The following is a 19896-nucleotide window of genomic DNA, read 5'->3' as shown; positions in this document are numbered from 1 at the left end:
GCGATTCATATCTCGATTGCTACTTTGCCACCCTGTCTGATTCACGTATCCTTAGCTATCAGAATTTAACCCGGCAATTTTTGACCCAGCATCAACAGCAGGTTAATCCGGCATCAACAGCAGGCAATATCGTGACAGTGAAAGGTTTAGAAACACACACCCCAATGATGCAGCAATTTTTACGAATTAAGGCTGAAAACCCTGATATTCTGTTGTTCTATCGTATGGGCGATTTCTACGAACTATTTTTTGATGATGCTAAAAAAGCGTCTCAGTTACTCGATATTTCTCTGACGAAACGCGGCTCCTCCAACGGCCAGCCTATTCCGATGGCTGGTGTGCCTTATCATGCTGTGGAAGGGTATCTGGCAAGACTGGTGCAGCAAGGGGTTTCTGTCGCGATTTGTGAGCAAATTGGCGATCCGGCGACCAGCAAAGGGCCGGTTGAACGCCAGGTGGTCCGTATTGTGACACCTGGTACGGTCAGTGATGAAGCCCTGCTGAATGAACGCCAGGATAACCTGATTGCCGCTATTTACCACAGCAGCCAGGGCTTTGGTTACGCCACCCTGGATATCACCTCTGGCCGTTTCATGCTTTCAGAGCCGGATACGGAAGAGGCCATGCAGGCAGAGCTACAACGCACCAGCCCTGCCGAATTACTCTACCCGGAAGACTTTGCTCAGCCACAAATCGTTGAGCCGATTAAAGGCACCCGCCGTCGCCCGGTGTGGGAATTTGACCTCGATACCGCGCGCCAGCAGCTAACCATGCAATTTGGCACCCGTGACTTAATCGGTTTTGGTGTCGAGCAGGCCCAACGTGGCCTATGTGCTGCGGGCTGCTTGCTGCAGTATGTCAAAGATACCCAGCGCACCGCACTCCCTCACATCCGAGCGATCACCTTGGATCGAAAAGATCATGCCGTAATCCTGGATGCAGCAACCCGTCGCAATCTGGAACTGACCCAGAACCTGGCGGGAGGGTTTGACAATACGTTGGCTTCGGTACTCGATCAGACTGCCACCCCGATGGGCAGCCGTTTACTTAAACGTTGGCTACATCAGCCAATCCGTGATCCTCAGCAACTGAATAATCGTTTTGATGCCATTGCTACATTCAAAGACACTGGCATGTATACCGATGTTGCGGGTGTGCTACGTCATATGGGCGATTTAGAGCGTATTTTAGCGCGTCTCGCATTGCGTTCAGCACGTCCGCGAGATTTGGCGCGTATGCGCACCGCTTTGCAGCACTTACCTGAATTAGGTCAGCTACTGGCTGAAATGGAACAGCCCCGCATTGGTGAACTCGCGCAAGATGCCGCACCAATGGACGAACTGTGCGAACTGTTAGAGCATGCAATTATTGAAAACCCGCCGGTTATCATCCGTGACGGCGGCGTATTAGCCCCCGGTTATAACGCCGAACTGGATGAATGGCGGGAGCTGGCTGACGGGGCCACTAGATACCTTGATGATTTAGAAACGCGCGAACGCGAACAGCATAAGATTGATAGCCTGAAAGTCGGCTATAATCGGGTTCACGGTTTTTTCATTCAGGTCAGCCGCGGCCAAAGCCACTTAGTCCCAGACCATTATGTTCGTCGCCAAACATTGAAAAATGCGGAACGCTATATTATCCAAGAACTAAAAGAGCATGAGGATAAAGTACTTAACTCGAAATCAAAGGCTTTAGCGCACGAGAAAAAACTGTGGGAGGAGCTGTTTGATCTGTTGCTGCCACACCTTGAGCAACTACAAAATGCAGCCAATGCCCTGTCGGAACTGGATGTACTGGCCAACTTGGCTGAGCGTGCCGATACACTCAATTACTGTCGCCCGCAGGTAATGGCAGAAACGGGCATTGAAATTACCGCAGGTCGCCACCCGGTGGTTGAGCAGGTGCTTAATGAACCGTTTATAGCGAATCCTATCTCACTGCATCAGGATCGCCGGATGTTGATCATTACCGGCCCGAACATGGGGGGTAAATCAACTTACATGCGCCAGACTGCACTCATTGCATTGATGGCCCACGTGGGTTCGTTTGTTCCTGCTGAAGCGGTGAAGATTGGTCCGTTAGATCGCATTTTTACCCGTATTGGTGCATCGGACGATCTGGCCTCTGGCCGTTCGACCTTTATGGTCGAAATGACCGAGACCGCCAACATCTTGCATAATGCGACCCCAAACAGCCTGGTACTCATGGATGAAATAGGCCGCGGTACCAGTACTTATGACGGCTTATCTCTGGCGTGGGCCAGTGCTGAATGGCTGGCAGAAAAAATTGCCGCCATGACACTATTTGCCACGCATTACTTTGAGCTAACTGAGCTACCGTCACTGCTTACAGGGCTGGCCAACGTCCATTTAGATGCCGTTGAGCATGGTGATGAGATTGCCTTTATGCATGCCGTTCAGGAAGGCGCAGCCAGCAAATCCTACGGATTAGCTGTCGCCAGTTTGGCTGGTGTACCCAAATCGGTGATCAAACGGGCAAAAGTGAAGTTGCAACAACTGGAAGCCAGTGGCCACCAGCAAGCGGTAAACTCACCATCGGCAGTACCTAAAGAAGAAAACCAGCTGACGTTGATCCCTGAACCAAGTGAAGCGGAAGAAGCATTAGCCAACTTGAACCCCGATGAAATGACACCGCGTCAGGCGTTAGATGAACTGTATCGCCTGAAAGCATTGTTATAAAACCTTAAGTCGCTAGGGGCGAGTAAAGAGATCCTAGCCCCTAGATCCTAGCTACTCTCTACTCTATTCGACACTATTCATAGAAAAAGGACGCCTCGGCGTCCTTTTTTAATCAACAGCTGTCGTGGAAAATTACAACTCCTGATTAAAGAGAGATTCAATATTCAAGCCCTGATGGGTCAGCATGTCACGCAGTCGACGTAAACCTTCAACCTGGATCTGGCGGACACGTTCACGGGTTAAACCAATTTCACGGCCAACATCTTCCAATGTGGATGCTTCATAGCCCAGCAGGCCAAAACGACGAGCTAACACTTCTCGCTGCTTAGGGTTCAGCTCTTGTAACCAGCTGACAATTGAGGTTTTGATATCATCATCCTGAGTAGAGGTTTCAGGGCTGCCGCCTTTCTCATCAGGAATGATATCCAATAGCGCTTTTTCTGAATCACCGCCGATAGGGTTATCCACCGAACTAACACGCTCATTCAAACGCAGCATTCGGTTAACATCCTCAACCGGTTTCTCCAGCTGAAAGGCGATGTCTTCGGCCGTCGGCTCATGATCCAGTTTTTGCGCCAGTTCACGGGCAGTTCGGAGGTACACATTGAGTTCTTTAACAACATGAATAGGTAAGCGGATGGTTCGGGTCTGGTTCATGATCGCGCGTTCAATGGTTTGACGGATCCACCAAGTTGCATAGGTTGAGAATCGGAAGCCTCGTTCTGGATCGAATTTTTCTACGGCTCGGATCAGCCCCAGATTTCCTTCTTCAACTAAATCCAGTAAAGCCAGACCACGATTACTGTAACGACGGGAAATTTTGACCACCAGACGCAAGTTGCTTTCAATCATGCGTTTACGTGCGACTTCATCCCCTCGTAATGCCCGGCGGGCATACAGCACTTCTTCTTCGGCCGTCAACAGGGGAGAAAAGCCAATCTCTCCGAGATAGAGCTGCGTCGCATCAAGTGCTTTTTGCGTCGTCCCATATTTTGAAATATCGACATCTTCGTTACTAACATCTTCGACAGATTCAGATTTTATAACCACAGCAGGGGTGTCTGAATCTATATCTTCATCAAAATTAAAAGTTTCGATATTAGTGGCTGTGTTGCTTCTACTCATAGCGCCTCCCAGATGGCGAGTTAGCAATACTAAGCAAGACATACAACTTCATTATGTCATTTTTACTTTTTCGGCAAATACCTCAGAGGATCCACGGATTTGCCTTTATAACGAATTTCAAAGTGCAAACGGACACTGCTAGCTCCCGAGCTTCCCATCGAAGCAATCTTCTGCCCGGCTTTTACTGTCTGTTGCTCTTTAACTAATACCTTATCATTGTGCGCATAAGCACTAAGATAATCATCACTATGCTTAATGATCACAAGGTTGCCATACCCCCTGAGCGCATTGCCGGCATATACGACTTTACCTCCGGCTGACGCATTCACAGACTGTCCACGCCGGCCTGAAATATCGATACCTTTATTACCATTATCAGAGCTGGAAAAGGTTGCGATAATCGGACCTTTGCTTGGCCATGCCCACCGGGCCACCTTGTTGGTATTCTTCGTATTATTTGTGACAACTTTGTTGTCTTTTGTGTTTTGAGAGTACTCCTTTGTGCGACCCTGATCAACATTTTTATTGGTTGTTTTTTGCTCAGCATTTGTCTGCTTCACCGGAGGGTTACTCTTCGGCTTTGGTTTTTGTTTTGGCTTAGAAGTGCTATTAGTTGTTTTTACTGGGGGTTTAACAACTGCAACCGTGCCGGCATGACCATATTCCGGTGCCACATACTTAGGTTTCCATAGCTGAAGTTTTTGCCCGGGGAAGATGGTATAAGGAAATGACATCTTATTCTGGGCAATGATCTCCTTCACTTCCCGACCCGTTACATAAGAAATAAAATAGAGGGTATCGCCTTTTTTAACTTCATAGTAACTGCCGCGGTGACTACCGCGATCGAGTTGTGAATAATCTTTTCCGATACTCGAAACCGGTGCAGGCGCGTGACTGCTGCAGGCAGACAATAGCAACAGACAAGCGGCTGCTATTGACAAAGGGGGCCATATATTTTTGCTCACGCGCACTTCCATGACTTTACACTAAGTCTCCTGCCACCAGGGGGACAAATCGAACGGCTTCAATATCCAGACAAGAGAATGTATCACCGGTACGGGTGATCTGTTTCAGTACCTGATACTCATCACCAACAGGAATGACTAACCGGCCACCATCAGCCAGCTGCTCAAGTAATTCAGCAGGAATGGTTTCTGCGGCTGCGGTAACAATAATGGCATCAAAAGGCCCTTTGTTATGCCATCCCAGCCAACCATCCCCATGCTTAGTCGAAATATTATGAAGATCCAGCTGTTTCAAGCGACGCTTAGCCTGCCATTGCAGCGCTTTTATTCGCTCCACGGAGTAAACATGATTAACCAGGTGCGCCAGGACAGCCGTCTGGTATCCCGAGCCAGTGCCAATTTCCAGCACACTGGAGTTTGGGCTGAGATCCAGTAACTCCGTCATTATAGCCACGATATAAGGCTGTGAAATCGTCTGCCCGCTACCAATGGGTAAGGCATTATTTTCGTAAGCTTTATGGGAAAATGCCTCATCAACGAACAGCTCTCTGGGAACCGCTTCAATCGCATTCAGCACTTGCTCATTTTGGATCCCCTGCCGTCGTAACAAAGCCACCAAGCGGTGACGTTCTTCCACATAGCGCATCCTTATTTGATCTCCACTTCTTTCATCCATTGCTCAACACCTTCAATGGCATTATGGGCAGTTAAATCAACTTGCAGCGGGGTAATCGACACCGATTTTTGCTCGATGGCATGAAAATCCGTACCGGGACCCGCATCCTGGCCAGCTCCCGGAGGACCAAGCCAGTAAAGAGGTTTACCGCGTGGATCCTCATCTCTGACCATCTGCTCCGCACGATGACGCGCTCCCAATCGCGTGACTTGCCAACCAGTTAACTCAGCCAAAGGAACATCCGGAACATTAATATTAAGAATCTGATTGTTTAGCAATGGCTTATCAATCAAATTGCGGACCAGCTCTTTGACCACCTGCGCCGCAGTGTCAAAGTATACAGTACCCACCAGTGATACCGCGATTGCCGGTACACCGAGGAAATGTCCCTCAGTAGCAGCCGCTACCGTACCGGAATACAAGACATCATCACCCAGGTTGGCACCGTGGTTAATGCCTGCCACCACGATATCCGGGCGCTGATCCAGCCACTCATTCAGAGCAAAGTGGACACAATCGGTCGGTGTACCTTCAACAGAGACCCTGCCTGGTCCTTCTTTGCGGATACGCAGCGGGTTATCGAGTGTTAAAGAGTTTGAAGCACCGGAACGATTTCGATCCGGTGCGACGACGGTAACGTCACCCAGCTCACTCAATACACAGGCAAGTGTATTGATACCCTCAGCAAAAATGCCGTCATCATTACTGATTAAAATTCGCATGGTCGCCATCCTCTAGCTCAATTATTAGCTCTCGTACCACAGAGGTTGCAAAACAACCCGCGGGCAGGGAAAAACCCAACACGAGATCATTACCATCAAACTGCCATTCCATATCTTGTGGTTTTAACAACAACGAACGACGCTCATGACGCATACGGTTATCACGGATCAGTTTAAGCAGCAATGGCTCTTGCTCAATCACCGCTAATTCAAATGCTTCAGCATCGGCCTGAGTCGGTAAGGCATTATCACCCACTAATGGTGCCGTAATATTTACGCGCCCTTCATCAATGACCGTTTGTAGTTCAGGGCTAATCGTTTCAGCCAGGAAGCAATTGTCTTCACCCGTATTTTGCAAACTATCACCCAGCATCAGCGAGTGAACGTTACCCTGCTCAATACGCGCGGACAGTACCATGTTAAATAGCCAAGAACGTGCCGCTGATAAGTAAAAGCTGCGCTTGCTCTTGTCACGAACTCGAAATTCGTCATTGCCCCAGCTACGCGCCTTCACCACGTTATTACCACTATGGCCAAATCGCTGCTCACCATAATAGTTTGGCACGCCATGGCGCTTAACCTGTTCTAATTTCGCGGTTAGTTCATCCGGCTTATCCAGCTCAAGCAAACGTAACTGGAACCAGTTACCGATTAAGTCGCCCGGACGCAATTTTTTATCGTGACGGGTAGTTTCTAATACTTCAATCCCCGGATGCTCTGCCACAAACTGGGTTAAATCAGGATCCGGCTTACCGGGCAGGTGAACACTTAACCACTGCTCCGTCACCGCATGACGATCTTTGAGGCCGGCCCAGCTCACATCACGAGATTTGACACCGCACGCTTTCGCCAGTTCATTGACCACATACTTAGTGTTTTCACCCGTCTTACGGATCTTCACCATAAAGTGTTCGCCTTGCCCGGCAAAATCAAAGCCTAAATTTTCTTTGACGACAAAGTGTTCAGGCTGAGCTTTGATCCGCCCCTGACACGTTGGTTTTTCATATAACCAACAAAAGTTGTCCATGACATTAGACATCGTTATACCTTTTGAATTAAGACCACAGCTTCACAAGCAATACCTTCTTTACGCCCCGTAAAACCGAGACGTTCAGAGGTTGTCGCCTTAACATTAATATTCTCAATTTCTGTTTCCAGAACGTCGGCAATTGCCTGGCACATCGCATCAATGTGCGGTGCCATTTTCGGTGCCTGGGCAATGATAGTGACATCCAGATTACCCAGCCGATAACCTTTTGCTTTTACTTTACTGTAGACGTCACGCAGTAAGAGACGGCTATCAGCCCCTTTCCACTCAGCATCGGTATCCGGGAAATGGCGGCCAATATCCCCGGCACCAATGGCACCCAGCAAAGCATCACACACAGCATGAAGAGCAACGTCACCATCAGAATGTGCAATTAAACCCTGCTCATAAGGGATAGCGACACCACCAATGATCACCGGGCCTTCGCCACCAAACTTATGCACATCAAAACCGTGTCCAATTCGCATCAGGGCTGTTCCTTAATCAGTTGTTCCAAATAAAAGCCGGCAAGGGCTAAATCTTCAGGCTGGGTTACTTTCAGGTTATCGGCCCGCCCTTTAACCAGCAGTGGGGTATACCCACAATATTCCAGCGCCGACGCTTCGTCGGTAATGACAGCACCTTCTTTGAGTGCTTGTTGCAATGACTCCCGTAATTGCTTCACTCTAAACATCTGCGGGGTGAGTGCATGCCAGAGGTTGTCACGATCGACGGTTTCAGTGATACCTTGCAGGCCGCTGTTATGCAGATCATGACTTTGCTGTTTATTAGCTTGCAACCGGCAGCCGCGCTTCATGGTATCGCGTACAGGTGCCGCCAAAATCGCACCATCTTCGCTTTGCAGCGCAGCCGTCACCAGCCGCTCTAGATCCGCTAACCGTACACATGGCCTTGCAGCATCATGCACCAGCACCCAGCTGTTCTTATCTTCAATAGCGGCCAATCCTGCAAAAACTGAATCGGCTCGCTCTGCGCCGCCGTCAACCACCTGAATGCGAGGATCGCTGGCGAGCGGCAACGAAGGAAAGTAGGGATCACCTTTACTGATCGCAATAATTATTCGTTCAATCGCCGGATGGCTGAACAGGCGATCGATGGTGTGTTCTAAAATCGTTTTACCCGCAATGTGTAAATATTGCTTAGGCCGGTCAGCTGCCATACGGCTACCAACCCCGGCAGCAGGTACGACGGCAGTGAGTTGTTGGGTCATGGCTAGGTTTCGTTAAGAGTTAAAAATTTGGGCTGCTTTCACCCACAATGCGAAAAAAAGTTTCACTCGGCTTAATCATGCCAAGTTCATTTCTTGCACGCTCTTCTACCGCTTCCTGACCGCGGTGAAGATCATGGATTTCAGCATACATCTGCTGGTTGCGCTGTACGAGTTCAGCATTCGCTTTCTGTTGTATTTTTACATTGCCTTCTACTGCTAAATAATCCATCAGGCCATTTTTACCGAGCCAGAAATCATATTGTAGCCAACCTAAAACAGCCAGCAGCAGCACGGTTAACAGACGCATGCATGTCCCCACTTTCGCGTTAAATACGTTATACCAGTCGTATGTAGGTAAATATTCATTCCACTCGTTACTCTCCCCCCCATAAGGGCAACTAATCAGGGGAATGGATATTCTTTAAAAATATCTAACTTGTAATAATCCCACAAACCATAGTTGGTGACTAGCGTTAGGCTTTTAGTCTGCGTTATTCAGATGTAAAAAGTTCTTCAGACATAAAAAAACCGCCTCAAAAGAGGCGGTTTCAGAAGAATAAGGGTTGTTCACCCAAAGTCATTGCTTAATAATTAAGCTTGACCTTTAACTTCTTTAAGACCGTTGAAAGGTGCTTTCGCGCCTAGAGCTTCTTCGATACGAATTAGCTGGTTGTACTTAGCAACACGGTCAGAACGGCTCATAGAACCAGTCTTGATTTGACCTGCAGCTGTACCTACCGCTAGATCAGCGATAGTTGCATCTTCAGTCTCGCCAGAACGGTGAGAGATTACAGCTGTGTAACCAGCATCTTTAGCCATCTTGATTGCAGCTAGAGTCTCTGTAAGAGAACCGATTTGGTTGAACTTGATAAGGATAGAGTTAGCAACGCCTTTCTCGATACCTTCAGCAAGGATCTTCGTGTTTGTAACGAATAGATCGTCACCAACGATTTGAAGCTTGTCGCCTAGAAGTTCAGTCTGGTGCTTGAAGCCATCCCAATCTGATTCGTCAAGACCGTCTTCGATAGATACGATTGGGTATTGGTTAGCAAGGTCTTGTAGGTAGAAGTTAAACTCTTCAGAAGTGAAGATTTTGCCTTCGCCTTTCATGTTGTAGTTGCCAGCTTCTTTGTCGTAGAACTCAGATGCAGCACAGTCCATTGCTAGAGTAACGTCTTTACCTAGCACGTAACCTGCAGCTTCAACAGCTTCTTTGATTGCAGCTAGTGCAGCAGCGTTAGATTCTAGGTTAGGAGCGAAACCACCTTCATCACCAACTGCAGTGCTTAGGCCTTTAGACTTAAGTACTTTAGCAAGGTTGTGGAATACTTCAGCGCCGATACGTAGTGCTTCTTTAAGCGTTTTCGCGCCAACTGGCTGAATCATGAACTCTTGGATATCAACGTTGTTATCAGCGTGCTCGCCACCGTTGATGATGTTCATCATTGGTAGAGGCATAGAGAACTGACCAGCAGTACCGTTTAGTTCTGCAATGTGCTCGTATAAAGGCATGCCTTTAGCTGCAGCAGCTGCTTTAGCGTTTGCTAGAGAAACAGCTAGGATTGCGTTAGCACCAAACTTAGACTTGTTTTCAGTACCGTCTAGGTCGATCATTACCTGATCAATAGCAGCTTGGTCTTTTGCATCTTTACCAAGTAGAGCTTCAGCGATAGCACCGTTCACAGCTTCGATAGCTTTAAGAACGCCTTTACCTAGGAAGCGAGACTTGTCGCCGTCACGTAGTTCAAGAGCTTCACGAGAACCAGTTGATGCGCCAGATGGAGCAGCAGCCATACCTACGAAACCGCCTTCTAGGTGAACTTCAGCTTCTACTGTTGGGTTACCACGTGAATCGATGATTTCACGACCTAGAACTTTAACGATCTTAGACATTGTGTTTCCTCTTGCTTTATCTTCAATTTAAAAGCTAAAAAATAGCTGTAGGGGTTTATTTCTACAGCTATCCGTAATCCTTACTTATTTAAGCTCACCACGCAGGTTTTGTCCTGCTGCCTTCACGAAACCTTCAAATAGAGGGTGACCATCGCGAGGAGTTGAGGTGAACTCAGGGTGGAATTGAGCAGCCACAAACCATGGGTGGTTAGGCAATTCAATAATTTCCACTAATTTCTTGTCTGCTGACAGACCAGAAATTTTCAATCCAGCTTTTTCTAGTTTTGGAAGCAAATTGTTATTCACTTCATAGCGGTGACGGTGACGCTCATGAATCGTCGCATTACCGTAAAGCTCACGCACTTTAGAACCATTTTTCAGGTGGCATAGCTGAGAACCAAGGCGCATTGTGCCGCCTAAATCAGATGTCTCAGTACGCTTCTCTACCTGACCTTCGCTATCAACCCACTCGGTGATTAGACCAACAACCGGGTTCTTAGTTTCAGCGTTAAATTCAGTAGAGTGTGCATCTTTAAGACCCGCAACATTACGTGCGAATTCAATCAGTGCTACCTGCATACCCAGGCAAATGCCCAGATAAGGAATTTTGTTTTCACGAGCATATTGTGCTGTGAGGATCTTACCTTCAACACCACGACTACCGAAGCCACCAGGAACCAGAATGGCATCCAGACCTTCAAGCACTTCTGTGCCTCTAGATTCAACGTCTTGTGAATCAACATACTTGATTTTCACAGACAGACGGTTTTTAAGGCCAGCGTGTTTCAGTGCTTCGTTAACCGATTTGTAAGCGTCAGGCAGTTCGATGTACTTACCTACCATACCGATTGTTACTTCATCAGTTGGGTTCGCTTCTTCGTAGATCACCTGTTCCCACTCAGCCAAATCAGCTTCAGGGGCTGTAATACCAAAGCGTTTACATACCAGATCATCAAGACCTTGTGCTTTGATTAGCTGAGGGATTTTGTAGATTGAATCTACGTCTTTCATCGAAATTACAGCTTTTTCCGGCACGTTACAGAACAGTGCGATCTTAGCGCGCTCATTAGCCGGAATGACACGGTCTGAACGACAGATTAAAATATCTGGCTGAATACCGATAGAAAGCAGCTCTTTTACTGAGTGCTGAGTCGGCTTAGTTTTCACTTCACCAGCAGCAGCCAGGTAAGGAACCAAAGTCAGGTGCATGAACATAGTATGTTCACGACCTTGCTGTACAGCGAGCTGACGAATCGCTTCCATGAATGGTAGAGATTCGATATCACCAACAGTACCGCCCACTTCAACGATAGCGATGTCATGGCCTTCGGCGCCAGCAATCACACGATCTTTGATCTCGTTCGTGATGTGTGGGATCACCTGAATGGTTGCGCCAAGGTAGTCACCGCGACGCTCTTTACGCAGCACTTCTTCGTAAACACGACCAGCCGTAAAGTTATTACGCTTGGTCATTTTAGTGCGAATGAAACGCTCGTAGTGACCTAAATCGAGATCGGTCTCTGCACCGTCTTCCGTAACGAATACTTCGCCGTGTTGGATCGGGCTCATTGTGCCTGGATCAACGTTGATGTAAGGGTCTAGCTTCATCATGGTCACTTTAAGACCACGCGCTTCTAGAATAGCTGCCAGAGATGCTGCAGCAATACCTTTACCTAGTGAGGATACGACCCCGCCCGTAACAAAAATGTAATTCGTTGTCATGTTTGACCTGGAAGATTGGTTATAGAGGATTTAAAAACTATCTGGACGGGAAATTAGTATACCAGACACATTTTATTCCACAACGTGAAAACTATCACAGCATTCATCGTTTTTTTTTGTTTCAAATCAATTATACCGATTGCACAAGCTTATCGCTTAAAAGTGAACCCATTGAATCACATCACCAAAACCATGATAAAACGTCAAGATCATGCCTGTTGCACCTATTTTCAGTGCATTATCGCTCTCGTTTCTTGACTTTATCCCACTCGGCATCAAGCATTTCCAGAGAACATTCATCAAAGCGCTTTCCTTGTTCTAGCACACTTTTTTCAACTTCGCGAAAGCGTCGCTCGAATTTTTTATTGGCTCGCTGCAGTGCCTGTTCGGGTTTGACCTGCAAATGACGGCTCAAATTCACCACCGAAAACAGTAAATCCCCCATTTCTTCTTCAACCTTATTGTGATCAACCGACACCTGAATGACTTCATCCATCACTTCATCAAGCTCTTCCTTCACTTTATCAACGACCGGCCCCACAGAATCCCAGTCAAAACCGTGCTTTGCGCAACGCTTCTGAATTTTATCAGCACGACTCAGCGCCGGCAGTGCCAGCGGAATATTGGCTAGTACGCTGCTATCCTGGCCTTTCGCATCACGCTCCTTGGCTTTTTCCGCTTCCCAGTTAGCGTTGATCGCCGCATCATCAGCAAAATCAGTCTCACCAAACACATGGGGATGACGGCGGGTCAGCTTTTCATTTAGGCCATTGACCACATCATTAAAATCAAACAACCCTTGCTCTTTACCCATCTGGCTGTAAAAAATAATCTGGAACAATAAATCCCCCAGCTCTTCGCGCACATCATTCCAGTCTTGCTGTTCAATCGCGTCAGCGACTTCATAAGCTTCTTCAATGGTATGCGGCACAATCGAAGCAAAGGTCTGTTTAAGATCCCAGGGGCATCCTTGGTTTGGATCACGCAAAGTTTTCATGATTTCTAATAAGGTTTCCAGTGGTGCCGGCTTGTTATCACTCATAATTCGTCGCTATCAATATTGGTTAGGTTAGGGTCTGTTTATCTTCCAGCAGCAATTATGTTGGAAGATAAACAGACCCTATTCGCCTCAGATTACCAGAAACAAAAACGGGAAGCACAATGGCTTCCCGTTTCTAGTTTCTAGTTTCTAGATTCTAGGTTCTAGGTTCTCGTTAATACAGCCGTTTAGCCTCAGCGACATCTTTCACCTGCTCGATCCGCTTCAGAACCTTGCTCAACACGTCAAGATCGGTCAGCTCTAAATCAAAGTCCATGACCGACATCTGTTTCTTATAGTCGATCCGGCTCTTCACTCCGGCCACTTTGGCTTTTTCATTGGCAAAGGTATTGGTCAGATCTTTGATCAAACCATTGCGCTCAGAAGCGGTCACCCGCACGGTGATATTATAGTTACCGACAAATCCCCCGCCCCATACGGTATGGATAATACGCTCTGGTATATGGTGGCGAAGTTCTTCCAGCTGTTCACAGTCATTACGGTGCACCGAAATACCTCGGCCCTGGGTAACAAAACCAACGATTTCATCGCCCGGGATCGGCTGGCAACAGCGAGCCAGGTGGGTCATCAGGTTATCCACCCCTTCAACCACAACAGCATCACGTTGCGGTTTTTTCGCACTGGTGCTGGTTTTCGTTCCCGCCTCTGTCAGTTTGTCTAACAGCTGCTGATCTTCTTCTTCTGCGGTTGGCTTATTAACCATGGTGTTGATATGGTTAATAACCTGATTAATACGCAGATCGCCACTGCCGACACCAGCAAACAACTCATCGAGTGATTTAGCATTGAAGCGCTTTAATGCGTATGCCTCAGCGTCTTTTAATGTTGCGCCGACCTTGTTCAGTTCAACTTCAAGCATTTCACGCCCGGCAATCATATTCTTATCACGATCTTGCTTGCGGAACCAGGCATGTACTTTGGCGCGGGCACGGCTTGAAGTAACAAAACCAAGGTTGGGGTTCAACCAATCACGAGACGGGTTAGGCTCTTTCTGAGTGATAATTTCGACCTGCTCACCCATTTGCAAGTGATAGGTGAAAGGTACAATCCGGCCTTCGACCTTGGCACCAATGCAACGGTGGCCGACCTCCGAGTGAATGTGGTAGGCGAAATCGAGTGGTGTCGCATTAAGCGGCAAATCAACCACATCCCCTTTAGGCGTAAACGCATAAACGCGGTCATCAAAGACCTGGCTGCGTAACTCTTCCAGCATTTCGCCGGAATCTGACATTTCTTCCTGCCACACCAGTAATTTACGTAGCCAGTTAATCTTCTCGTCATAGGATGATTTTGCAACGCCAGACGAGCCTTCTTTATATTTCCAGTGCGCGGCAACCCCGAGTTCAGACTCTTCATGCATTTGCTTGGTACGGATCTGAATTTCAATTGTCTTGCCTTCAGGCCCCAGTACCACGGTATGAATCGACTGATAGCCATTGGGTTTCGGATTGGCGACATAGTCGTCGAATTCTTTCGGCAGATGGCGATACTTGGTGTGCACCACGCCTAATGCGGCATAACAGTCTTGGAGCTGATCTGCAATGATACGCACGGCACGTACGTCAAACAGCTCATCGAAGGCCAGATTCTTCTTCTGCATTTTACGCCAGATGCTGTAGATGTGCTTCGGGCGGCCATGCACTTCAGCCTTAATGTTGTAAGCTTGCATTGATTCGGAAAGATCTGAGACAAAAGAGTCGATATATTGCTCGCGATCGATACGGCGCTCAGAGAGTTGTTTGGCAATCTGCTTGTAGGTGTCAGGATGCTGATAGCGGAAAGCGTAATCTTCGATTTCCCACTTAAGCTGACCAATACCCAGACGGTTAGCCAGTGGCGAGTAGATATTGGCACACTCACGTGCAGCTGCACGACGCACCTCATCAGGCTCGTCTTTTACTTCACGCAGGTTACAGATACGCTCAGCCAGCTTGATCACCACGCAGCGGAAATCATCCACCATCGATAACAGCATGCGGCGGATATTATCAACCTGCGCTGATTGCGCCGCACCTTCAGTGGTCGCATTAAGCTGCCCGATTGCCGCCATTTGCTCGACCCCAGTCACCATCTGCAAAATCGTGCTGTTGTAATCTTCCTTGACCTGCTCATGGTCATAAACGCCCGCTTCCACCAGCGGGAACAGTAGCGCTGCAATCAGCGTATCCCTGTCCATACTCAGGGTAACAAGGATCTCTACCATTTCGCGGCCACGCCATAGCAGTAATGGCGCAGACTCTTCCTCAGTCGTTAGATCGATACATCGCTGATAGGTTTTTTGAATGCGGCCTGACACCTTGGCGTCTTGCTGCAAACTCTCAACCCAAGATGAAAGCTCAAATGTATCATTTTCCTTTAAATGCGCACCGCGAACTGCGACCATTTTTCAATCCTGTTTTTCTCTGTTAAGGAAACACTATTTTTGGGTGGCCGGACTCTTTTTGCTAAACAAGGCCATTGACTCCAGGTGTCCGGTATGCGGAAACATATCCAGCATTCCTAAGCGTTCCAACTGATAACCTTTTTGCAGTAATACCTGACTATCGCGCGCGAGCGTAGCCGGATTACATGATACATATACTACCCTTTCAGGCTTAAGGTTCACTACATGCTGCATCACACCCGCAGCACCTGCACGCGCCGGATCCAATAATATTTTATTAAAGGGTTCACGCGCCCATGGCAGCTTAGTGACATCATCATCCAGGTTCGCCTGATAAAAGGCGGCATTAGTCTGCTTGTTGCACATCGCATTCTCTGTGGCACGATGAACCATTTCTTCGATACCTTCAACACCAACCAGTGCTTTTGCTCGTTTTGCCAGCGGTAAACTAAAATTGCCTAACCCACAAAACAGATCCAGTACACGATCATCTGGCTGAATATCCAGCCAATCGGCGGCTTGCCGAACCATCTTTTTATTCACTTCACGGTTAACTTGAATAAAGTCTTTTGGTGAAAAATACAGCTTAAGTTCTTCCAGTTCATAATACGGCGTATCACCATGAACAAGCTCGATGTCATCCGATGTCGGCGCTAAGAATAGAATAACATTATGCTCTTGAGCGAAATGGCGAATTAACGTCATATCTTTGTCAGAAAACGGCTTTAAATGACGAATTAAGACCACCCGCCCGTTATCCGCTTCCACCAGTTCAACATGCCCGAGGTGCTTTTGCCCTTTCAACTGAGTTAACAGTCTGCGTAATGGCGGTAAAAGTTCATTCAGTGATTGCGCCAACACCGGACATTGCTCAACATCGACAATCTCTTTGCTCTGTTTCTTGCGAAAGCCAAACTGCAATTTCCCCGCTCCCGGCTTAATACTGAATCGGGAGCAGCGGCGGTAATGCAGCTCACTGCCAACAATCGGAGCGACCTGGGAAAATGTTTGCTGCTCAGTGACGGCAAACTTGCTCATTAGATCTGTTAGCGCCTGTTGCTTAGCCTCAACCTGTCCTGGATGGGATAAATGTTGTAAGTTGCATCCACCACACTGGTCATAGATCGGGCAATGCGGTTTAATACGCGCCTGACTATCGGTAAGACGCTTGATGACTTTGGCACGGGCATACTGCTTTTTGTCTTCAGTAAACTGAACCAATGCTTTTTCACCCGGCAATAAACCATCAACAAAGACAGATTTACCATTAATATGACCAATACCTGAGCCAAGGTGATCTAATCGGCTGATTGTAATTTCTTTATGCTTGGTGTCGGTTATTTTACGTTTTTGAGGCTTAAAAAAGCGTGCCATAGTGTTTTGACTCACTGAAAAGACATTGGTTGATTGTCGAGTAGCCCTAGTTTCATTAAGCTAAAGGCCACAGGTGGACGACAATTCTCCCACAGAATCGCATTCTTGTAATTAAGAGAACCATGACCAAATATGGACTTCGTGCCAGGGTCTTTACCCTGACATTAGCACCGACATTGATTATAGGCCTATTATTGAGCGCCTTTTTCACGATGAGCCGCTACCGGGATCTGGAACACCAGCTGATTTCTACTGGTGCCAGTATCATTGAGCCGCTGGCAATTTCGACTGAATATGGCATGACCGATAAAAATCGGGAGGCGGTTCGTCGCCTGATCAGTTATGCCCACCGTAAGCATTCCCAGATCATCCGCAGCATTGCCGTCTTTGATGCCAGCAATCAATTATTTGTCACCTCGAACTTTCATCGTAACTTTGAAACCCTGATGTATCCGGATGATCAACCGATCCCGTTGCTGCTCGATACCCGGCTCAATGATAATGCGCTGATCCTGCGCGCCCCTATTTTAACCGAAGGTCTATTTGGTAGTGGCGCACAGTCGAATTCCCAGGGCCAGGCATTAGGGTACATCGCCCTCGAATTAGACTTAAGTACCCTGCGCCTCCAGCAGTACCAGGAAGTTTTCACCGCACTGATGGTGCTACTGTTGGGATTAACGCTATCTTCACTGTTTGCTTACCGCTTAATGCAGGATGTTACCCGGCCGATCTCACACATGGTCAGTGTGGTCGATCGGATCCGGCGCGGTCACTTAGATATTCGTATCGAAGGTGAACTGCTTGGTGAACTGGATACCTTGAAAAATGGTATCAATGCCATGGCGATCTCGCTGTCTGAATACCACATTGAAATGCAGCAGAGCATCGATCAGGCAACATCCGATCTGCGCGAAACGTTAGAGCAGTTAGAAATCCAGAACGTTGAGTTGGATATCGCCAAGAAGCGAGCCCAGGAGGCCGCGCGGGTGAAGTCCGAATTCCTGGCGAATATGTCGCACGAACTGCGAACGCCGCTAAATGGTGTTATCGGCTTTACCCGTCAGATGCTGAAAACCCGCCTCAGTTCGAGCCAGCAGGATTACCTGCTAACCATCGAAAAATCGGCAAATAACCTGCTGACTATCATCAACGACATCCTCGATTTCTCGAAGCTGGAAGCCGGTAAGTTACTGCTGGAAAATATCCCGTTTGATTTTACCGAGTCACTGGATGAAGTGATGCGCCTGCTGGCACCAAGCGCGCACGAAAAAGGGCTTGAACTCACGTTGAAAATCGATAACCGGATCCCCGCAGGCTTAATTGGTGATCCGCTGCGTATTCAGCAAGTGATCACTAACCTCATCGGTAACGCCGTTAAATTTACCGAACGCGGTAATATTGACGTCTCGGTCGAACTGAAAACCGATAAAGATGAAAATGTCGAACTGCAATTTATGGTACGTGATACGGGTATCGGGATCTCTGAGCGCCAGCAGGCACAGTTATTCCAGGCATTCAGCCAGGCCGACGCCAGCATTTCCCGCCGTTACGGCGGTACCGGACTCGGCCTGGTGATCACCCAGAAACTGGTGACCCAGATGGGCGGTGAAATTCGCCTGACCAGCCGACTACACCAAGGCTCGACCTTCTGGTTCTCATTAAAAATGCAAAAAACGGATCTGCCGGTTTCTCAGCCGATTGATACCTCTTCGCTTATCGGTAAAAAACTACTGTTAATCGAACCGAACATGCAGGCCGCCTCCGTCGTTCAACAGCGCTTAATTAACGCAGGTATGCAAGTGACTTACCGCTCGAGCATGCCGGAAGATACCGAGCATCACCACTTTGCGCTATTGTGCTTAACGCCGGGCGAGCAGCCACCCATTGCCACATTACTCGACCGGGTATTCAAAGCTGAACAAATAACAGAAAAGGTGATAGTCAGCCTGCCAACCACAGAGCTGGCATTGTCTGAGCGCCTCATCAATGCCGGGGTTTCGGCCTGTTTAGGCAAGCCGCTGGCACACCGTAAACTGTTTGAAGCGCTAAGCTGTGGCCCAGACGATCTACTTGAGCTGGATGCACCGCTGCTACCAGAGCCGGCACAAACCATCGAGCCTCTGACCGTTATGGCGGTTGATGATAATCCGGCGAACCTGAAGCTCATCGCGGCACTGCTGGGTGAGCGGGTAGAAACGGTGATTACCGCAACGGGCGGTAGAAAGGCCGTGGAGTACTCTCATCAGAAAGCCTTTGATTTAGTCTTTATGGATATTCAAATGCCGGAAATGGATGGTGTAACAGCTTGTCAGGAGATCCACAAAACGGATCTGAACCACACTACACCTGTGATTGCCGTTACCGCCCATGCGATGGCCGGCGAACGTGAACGGTTGATCAATGCCGGGATGGATGATTACCTCACCAAGCCGATTGAAGAGCGCATCCTGCAACAAATACTGGCTAAGTGGACAACGAGTTCTCATGAAGCGATTCCAACAGAAGCTGAAGGCGGCATTGCCGCTGATGTCACTGAAGCCCCCTCCCCTGAACAGACTGTAGCAGTGAACCAAAATATCAGCTGGGACTGGGAATTGGCACTGGCACAAGCCGCGGGAAAAGAAGATCTGGCGAAAGACATGCTGCAAATGCTGCTCGATTTCATGCCCGAAGTGGAAATGCTGGTGAATGAAGCCTTAGACGGCAAAGATATCGATTTATGGTCGTCTATTCACAAGTTACATGGCAGCTGTGCTTACAGTGGCGTACCGCGCCTAAAAAACCTCTGCCATACCATAGAGACGCAGCTTAAAGCCAACTCAACCATCGAGGACATTGAACCCGAATTGTACGAGCTGGTCGATGAAATGAACAACGTGGTGAAAGCGTCAAAGGCGTATAGGCACTAGAGTCTAGAGTCTAGGGTCTAGGGTCTAGGGTCTAGGGTCTAGGGTCTAGGGTCTAGGGTCTAGGGTCTAGGGTCTAGGGTCTAGGGTCTAGGGTCTAGGGTCTAGGG

General features: G+C 48.1%; 15 protein-coding genes. 2 read left to right on the top strand and 13 right to left on the bottom strand.

The genetic code is table 11. The features are described from left to right. Positions 1-164 precede the first annotated feature (164 nt). On the top strand, positions 165-2702 hold the full coding sequence (gene mutS, locus L4D76_RS00075; protein ID WP_428438934.1) for a DNA mismatch repair protein MutS: 2538 nt from the start codon (positions 165-167) through the stop codon (positions 2700-2702). A gap of 132 nt (positions 2703-2834) precedes the next feature. Here mutS and rpoS read toward each other — a convergent pair whose 3' ends face one another. The 13 genes from rpoS to rlmD form a co-directional block, all read right to left on the bottom strand. Next, positions 2835-3827, bottom strand: coding sequence for an RNA polymerase sigma factor RpoS (gene rpoS, locus L4D76_RS00070; protein ID WP_428438909.1), 993 nt, complete (start codon positions 3825-3827; stop codon positions 2835-2837). A gap of 62 nt (positions 3828-3889) precedes the next feature. Beyond that, positions 3890-4804, bottom strand: a complete 915-nt coding sequence (locus tag L4D76_RS00065; protein WP_428438908.1) for a peptidoglycan DD-metalloendopeptidase family protein — start codon at positions 4802-4804, stop codon at positions 3890-3892. A 4-nt stretch (positions 4805-4808) separates the two neighbouring features. Next, the gene (locus L4D76_RS00060) at positions 4809-5438 is read right to left on the bottom strand and encodes a protein-L-isoaspartate(D-aspartate) O-methyltransferase (RefSeq protein ID WP_428438933.1); all 630 of its coding nucleotides are present in this window, start codon (positions 5436-5438) and stop codon (positions 4809-4811) included. A 2-nt stretch (positions 5439-5440) separates the two neighbouring features. Further along, positions 5441-6190 (bottom strand): 5'/3'-nucleotidase SurE, encoded by a 750-nt coding sequence (gene surE / locus L4D76_RS00055; RefSeq protein ID WP_428438907.1) that lies wholly within the window; start codon positions 6188-6190, stop codon positions 5441-5443. Next, positions 6171-7229: a tRNA pseudouridine(13) synthase TruD gene (truD, locus tag L4D76_RS00050; protein WP_428438906.1), complete on the bottom strand. Its 1059-nt coding sequence runs from the start codon at positions 7227-7229 to the stop codon at positions 6171-6173. The genes surE and truD overlap by 20 nt, the downstream gene beginning before the upstream one ends. A gap of 2 nt (positions 7230-7231) precedes the next feature. Beyond that, on the bottom strand, positions 7232-7705 hold the full coding sequence (gene ispF, locus L4D76_RS00045) for a 2-C-methyl-D-erythritol 2,4-cyclodiphosphate synthase (protein ID WP_428438905.1): 474 nt from the start codon (positions 7703-7705) through the stop codon (positions 7232-7234). Beyond that, positions 7705-8448 (bottom strand): 2-C-methyl-D-erythritol 4-phosphate cytidylyltransferase, encoded by a 744-nt coding sequence (gene ispD, locus L4D76_RS00040; protein WP_428438904.1) that lies wholly within the window; start codon positions 8446-8448, stop codon positions 7705-7707. The genes ispF and ispD overlap by 1 nt, the downstream gene beginning before the upstream one ends. A gap of 19 nt (positions 8449-8467) precedes the next feature. Next, positions 8468-8755 (bottom strand): cell division protein FtsB, encoded by a 288-nt coding sequence (gene ftsB / locus L4D76_RS00035; RefSeq protein WP_428438903.1) that lies wholly within the window; start codon positions 8753-8755, stop codon positions 8468-8470. Positions 8756-9039: 284 nt separating this feature from the next. Continuing rightward, entirely contained in the window at positions 9040-10341 is a 1302-nt protein-coding gene (eno, locus tag L4D76_RS00030; protein WP_428438902.1) for a phosphopyruvate hydratase, read from the bottom strand. An 84-nt stretch (positions 10342-10425) separates the two neighbouring features. Then, a complete protein-coding gene (gene pyrG, locus L4D76_RS00025; protein WP_428438901.1) occupies positions 10426-12063 on the bottom strand; it encodes a CTP synthase in 1638 nt (545 codons plus the stop codon). A 238-nt stretch (positions 12064-12301) separates the two neighbouring features. Further along, the gene (gene mazG, locus L4D76_RS00020) at positions 12302-13105 is read right to left on the bottom strand and encodes a nucleoside triphosphate pyrophosphohydrolase (RefSeq protein WP_428438900.1); all 804 of its coding nucleotides are present in this window, start codon (positions 13103-13105) and stop codon (positions 12302-12304) included. 172 nt (positions 13106-13277) lie between these two features. Then, positions 13278-15506, bottom strand: a complete 2229-nt coding sequence (gene relA / locus L4D76_RS00015; RefSeq protein WP_428438899.1) for a GTP diphosphokinase — start codon at positions 15504-15506, stop codon at positions 13278-13280. Positions 15507-15539: 33 nt separating this feature from the next. Continuing rightward, positions 15540-16880 carry a 23S rRNA (uracil(1939)-C(5))-methyltransferase RlmD gene (gene rlmD, locus L4D76_RS00010; RefSeq protein ID WP_428438898.1) on the bottom strand — a complete coding sequence of 447 codons (1341 nt, stop codon included), beginning with the start codon at positions 16878-16880 and terminating at the stop codon, positions 15540-15542. Between the two features lie 122 nt (positions 16881-17002). On the opposite strand from rlmD, the gene barA reads away from it, so the two are divergent. Further along, complete coding sequence (gene barA, locus L4D76_RS00005; protein WP_428438897.1) at positions 17003-19789, top strand: two-component sensor histidine kinase BarA; 2787 nt, start codon at positions 17003-17005, stop codon at positions 19787-19789. Positions 19790-19896: the final 107 nt, after the last annotated feature.

It is taken from the genome of Photobacterium sagamiensis (genome assembly GCF_050337085.1).
GTDB classification, from domain to species: Bacteria; Pseudomonadota; Gammaproteobacteria; order Enterobacterales; family Vibrionaceae; genus Photobacterium; species Photobacterium sagamiensis.
Note: the sequence above shows the minus strand (reverse complement) of the source record. Positions and strands in the feature narration are given on the sequence as shown.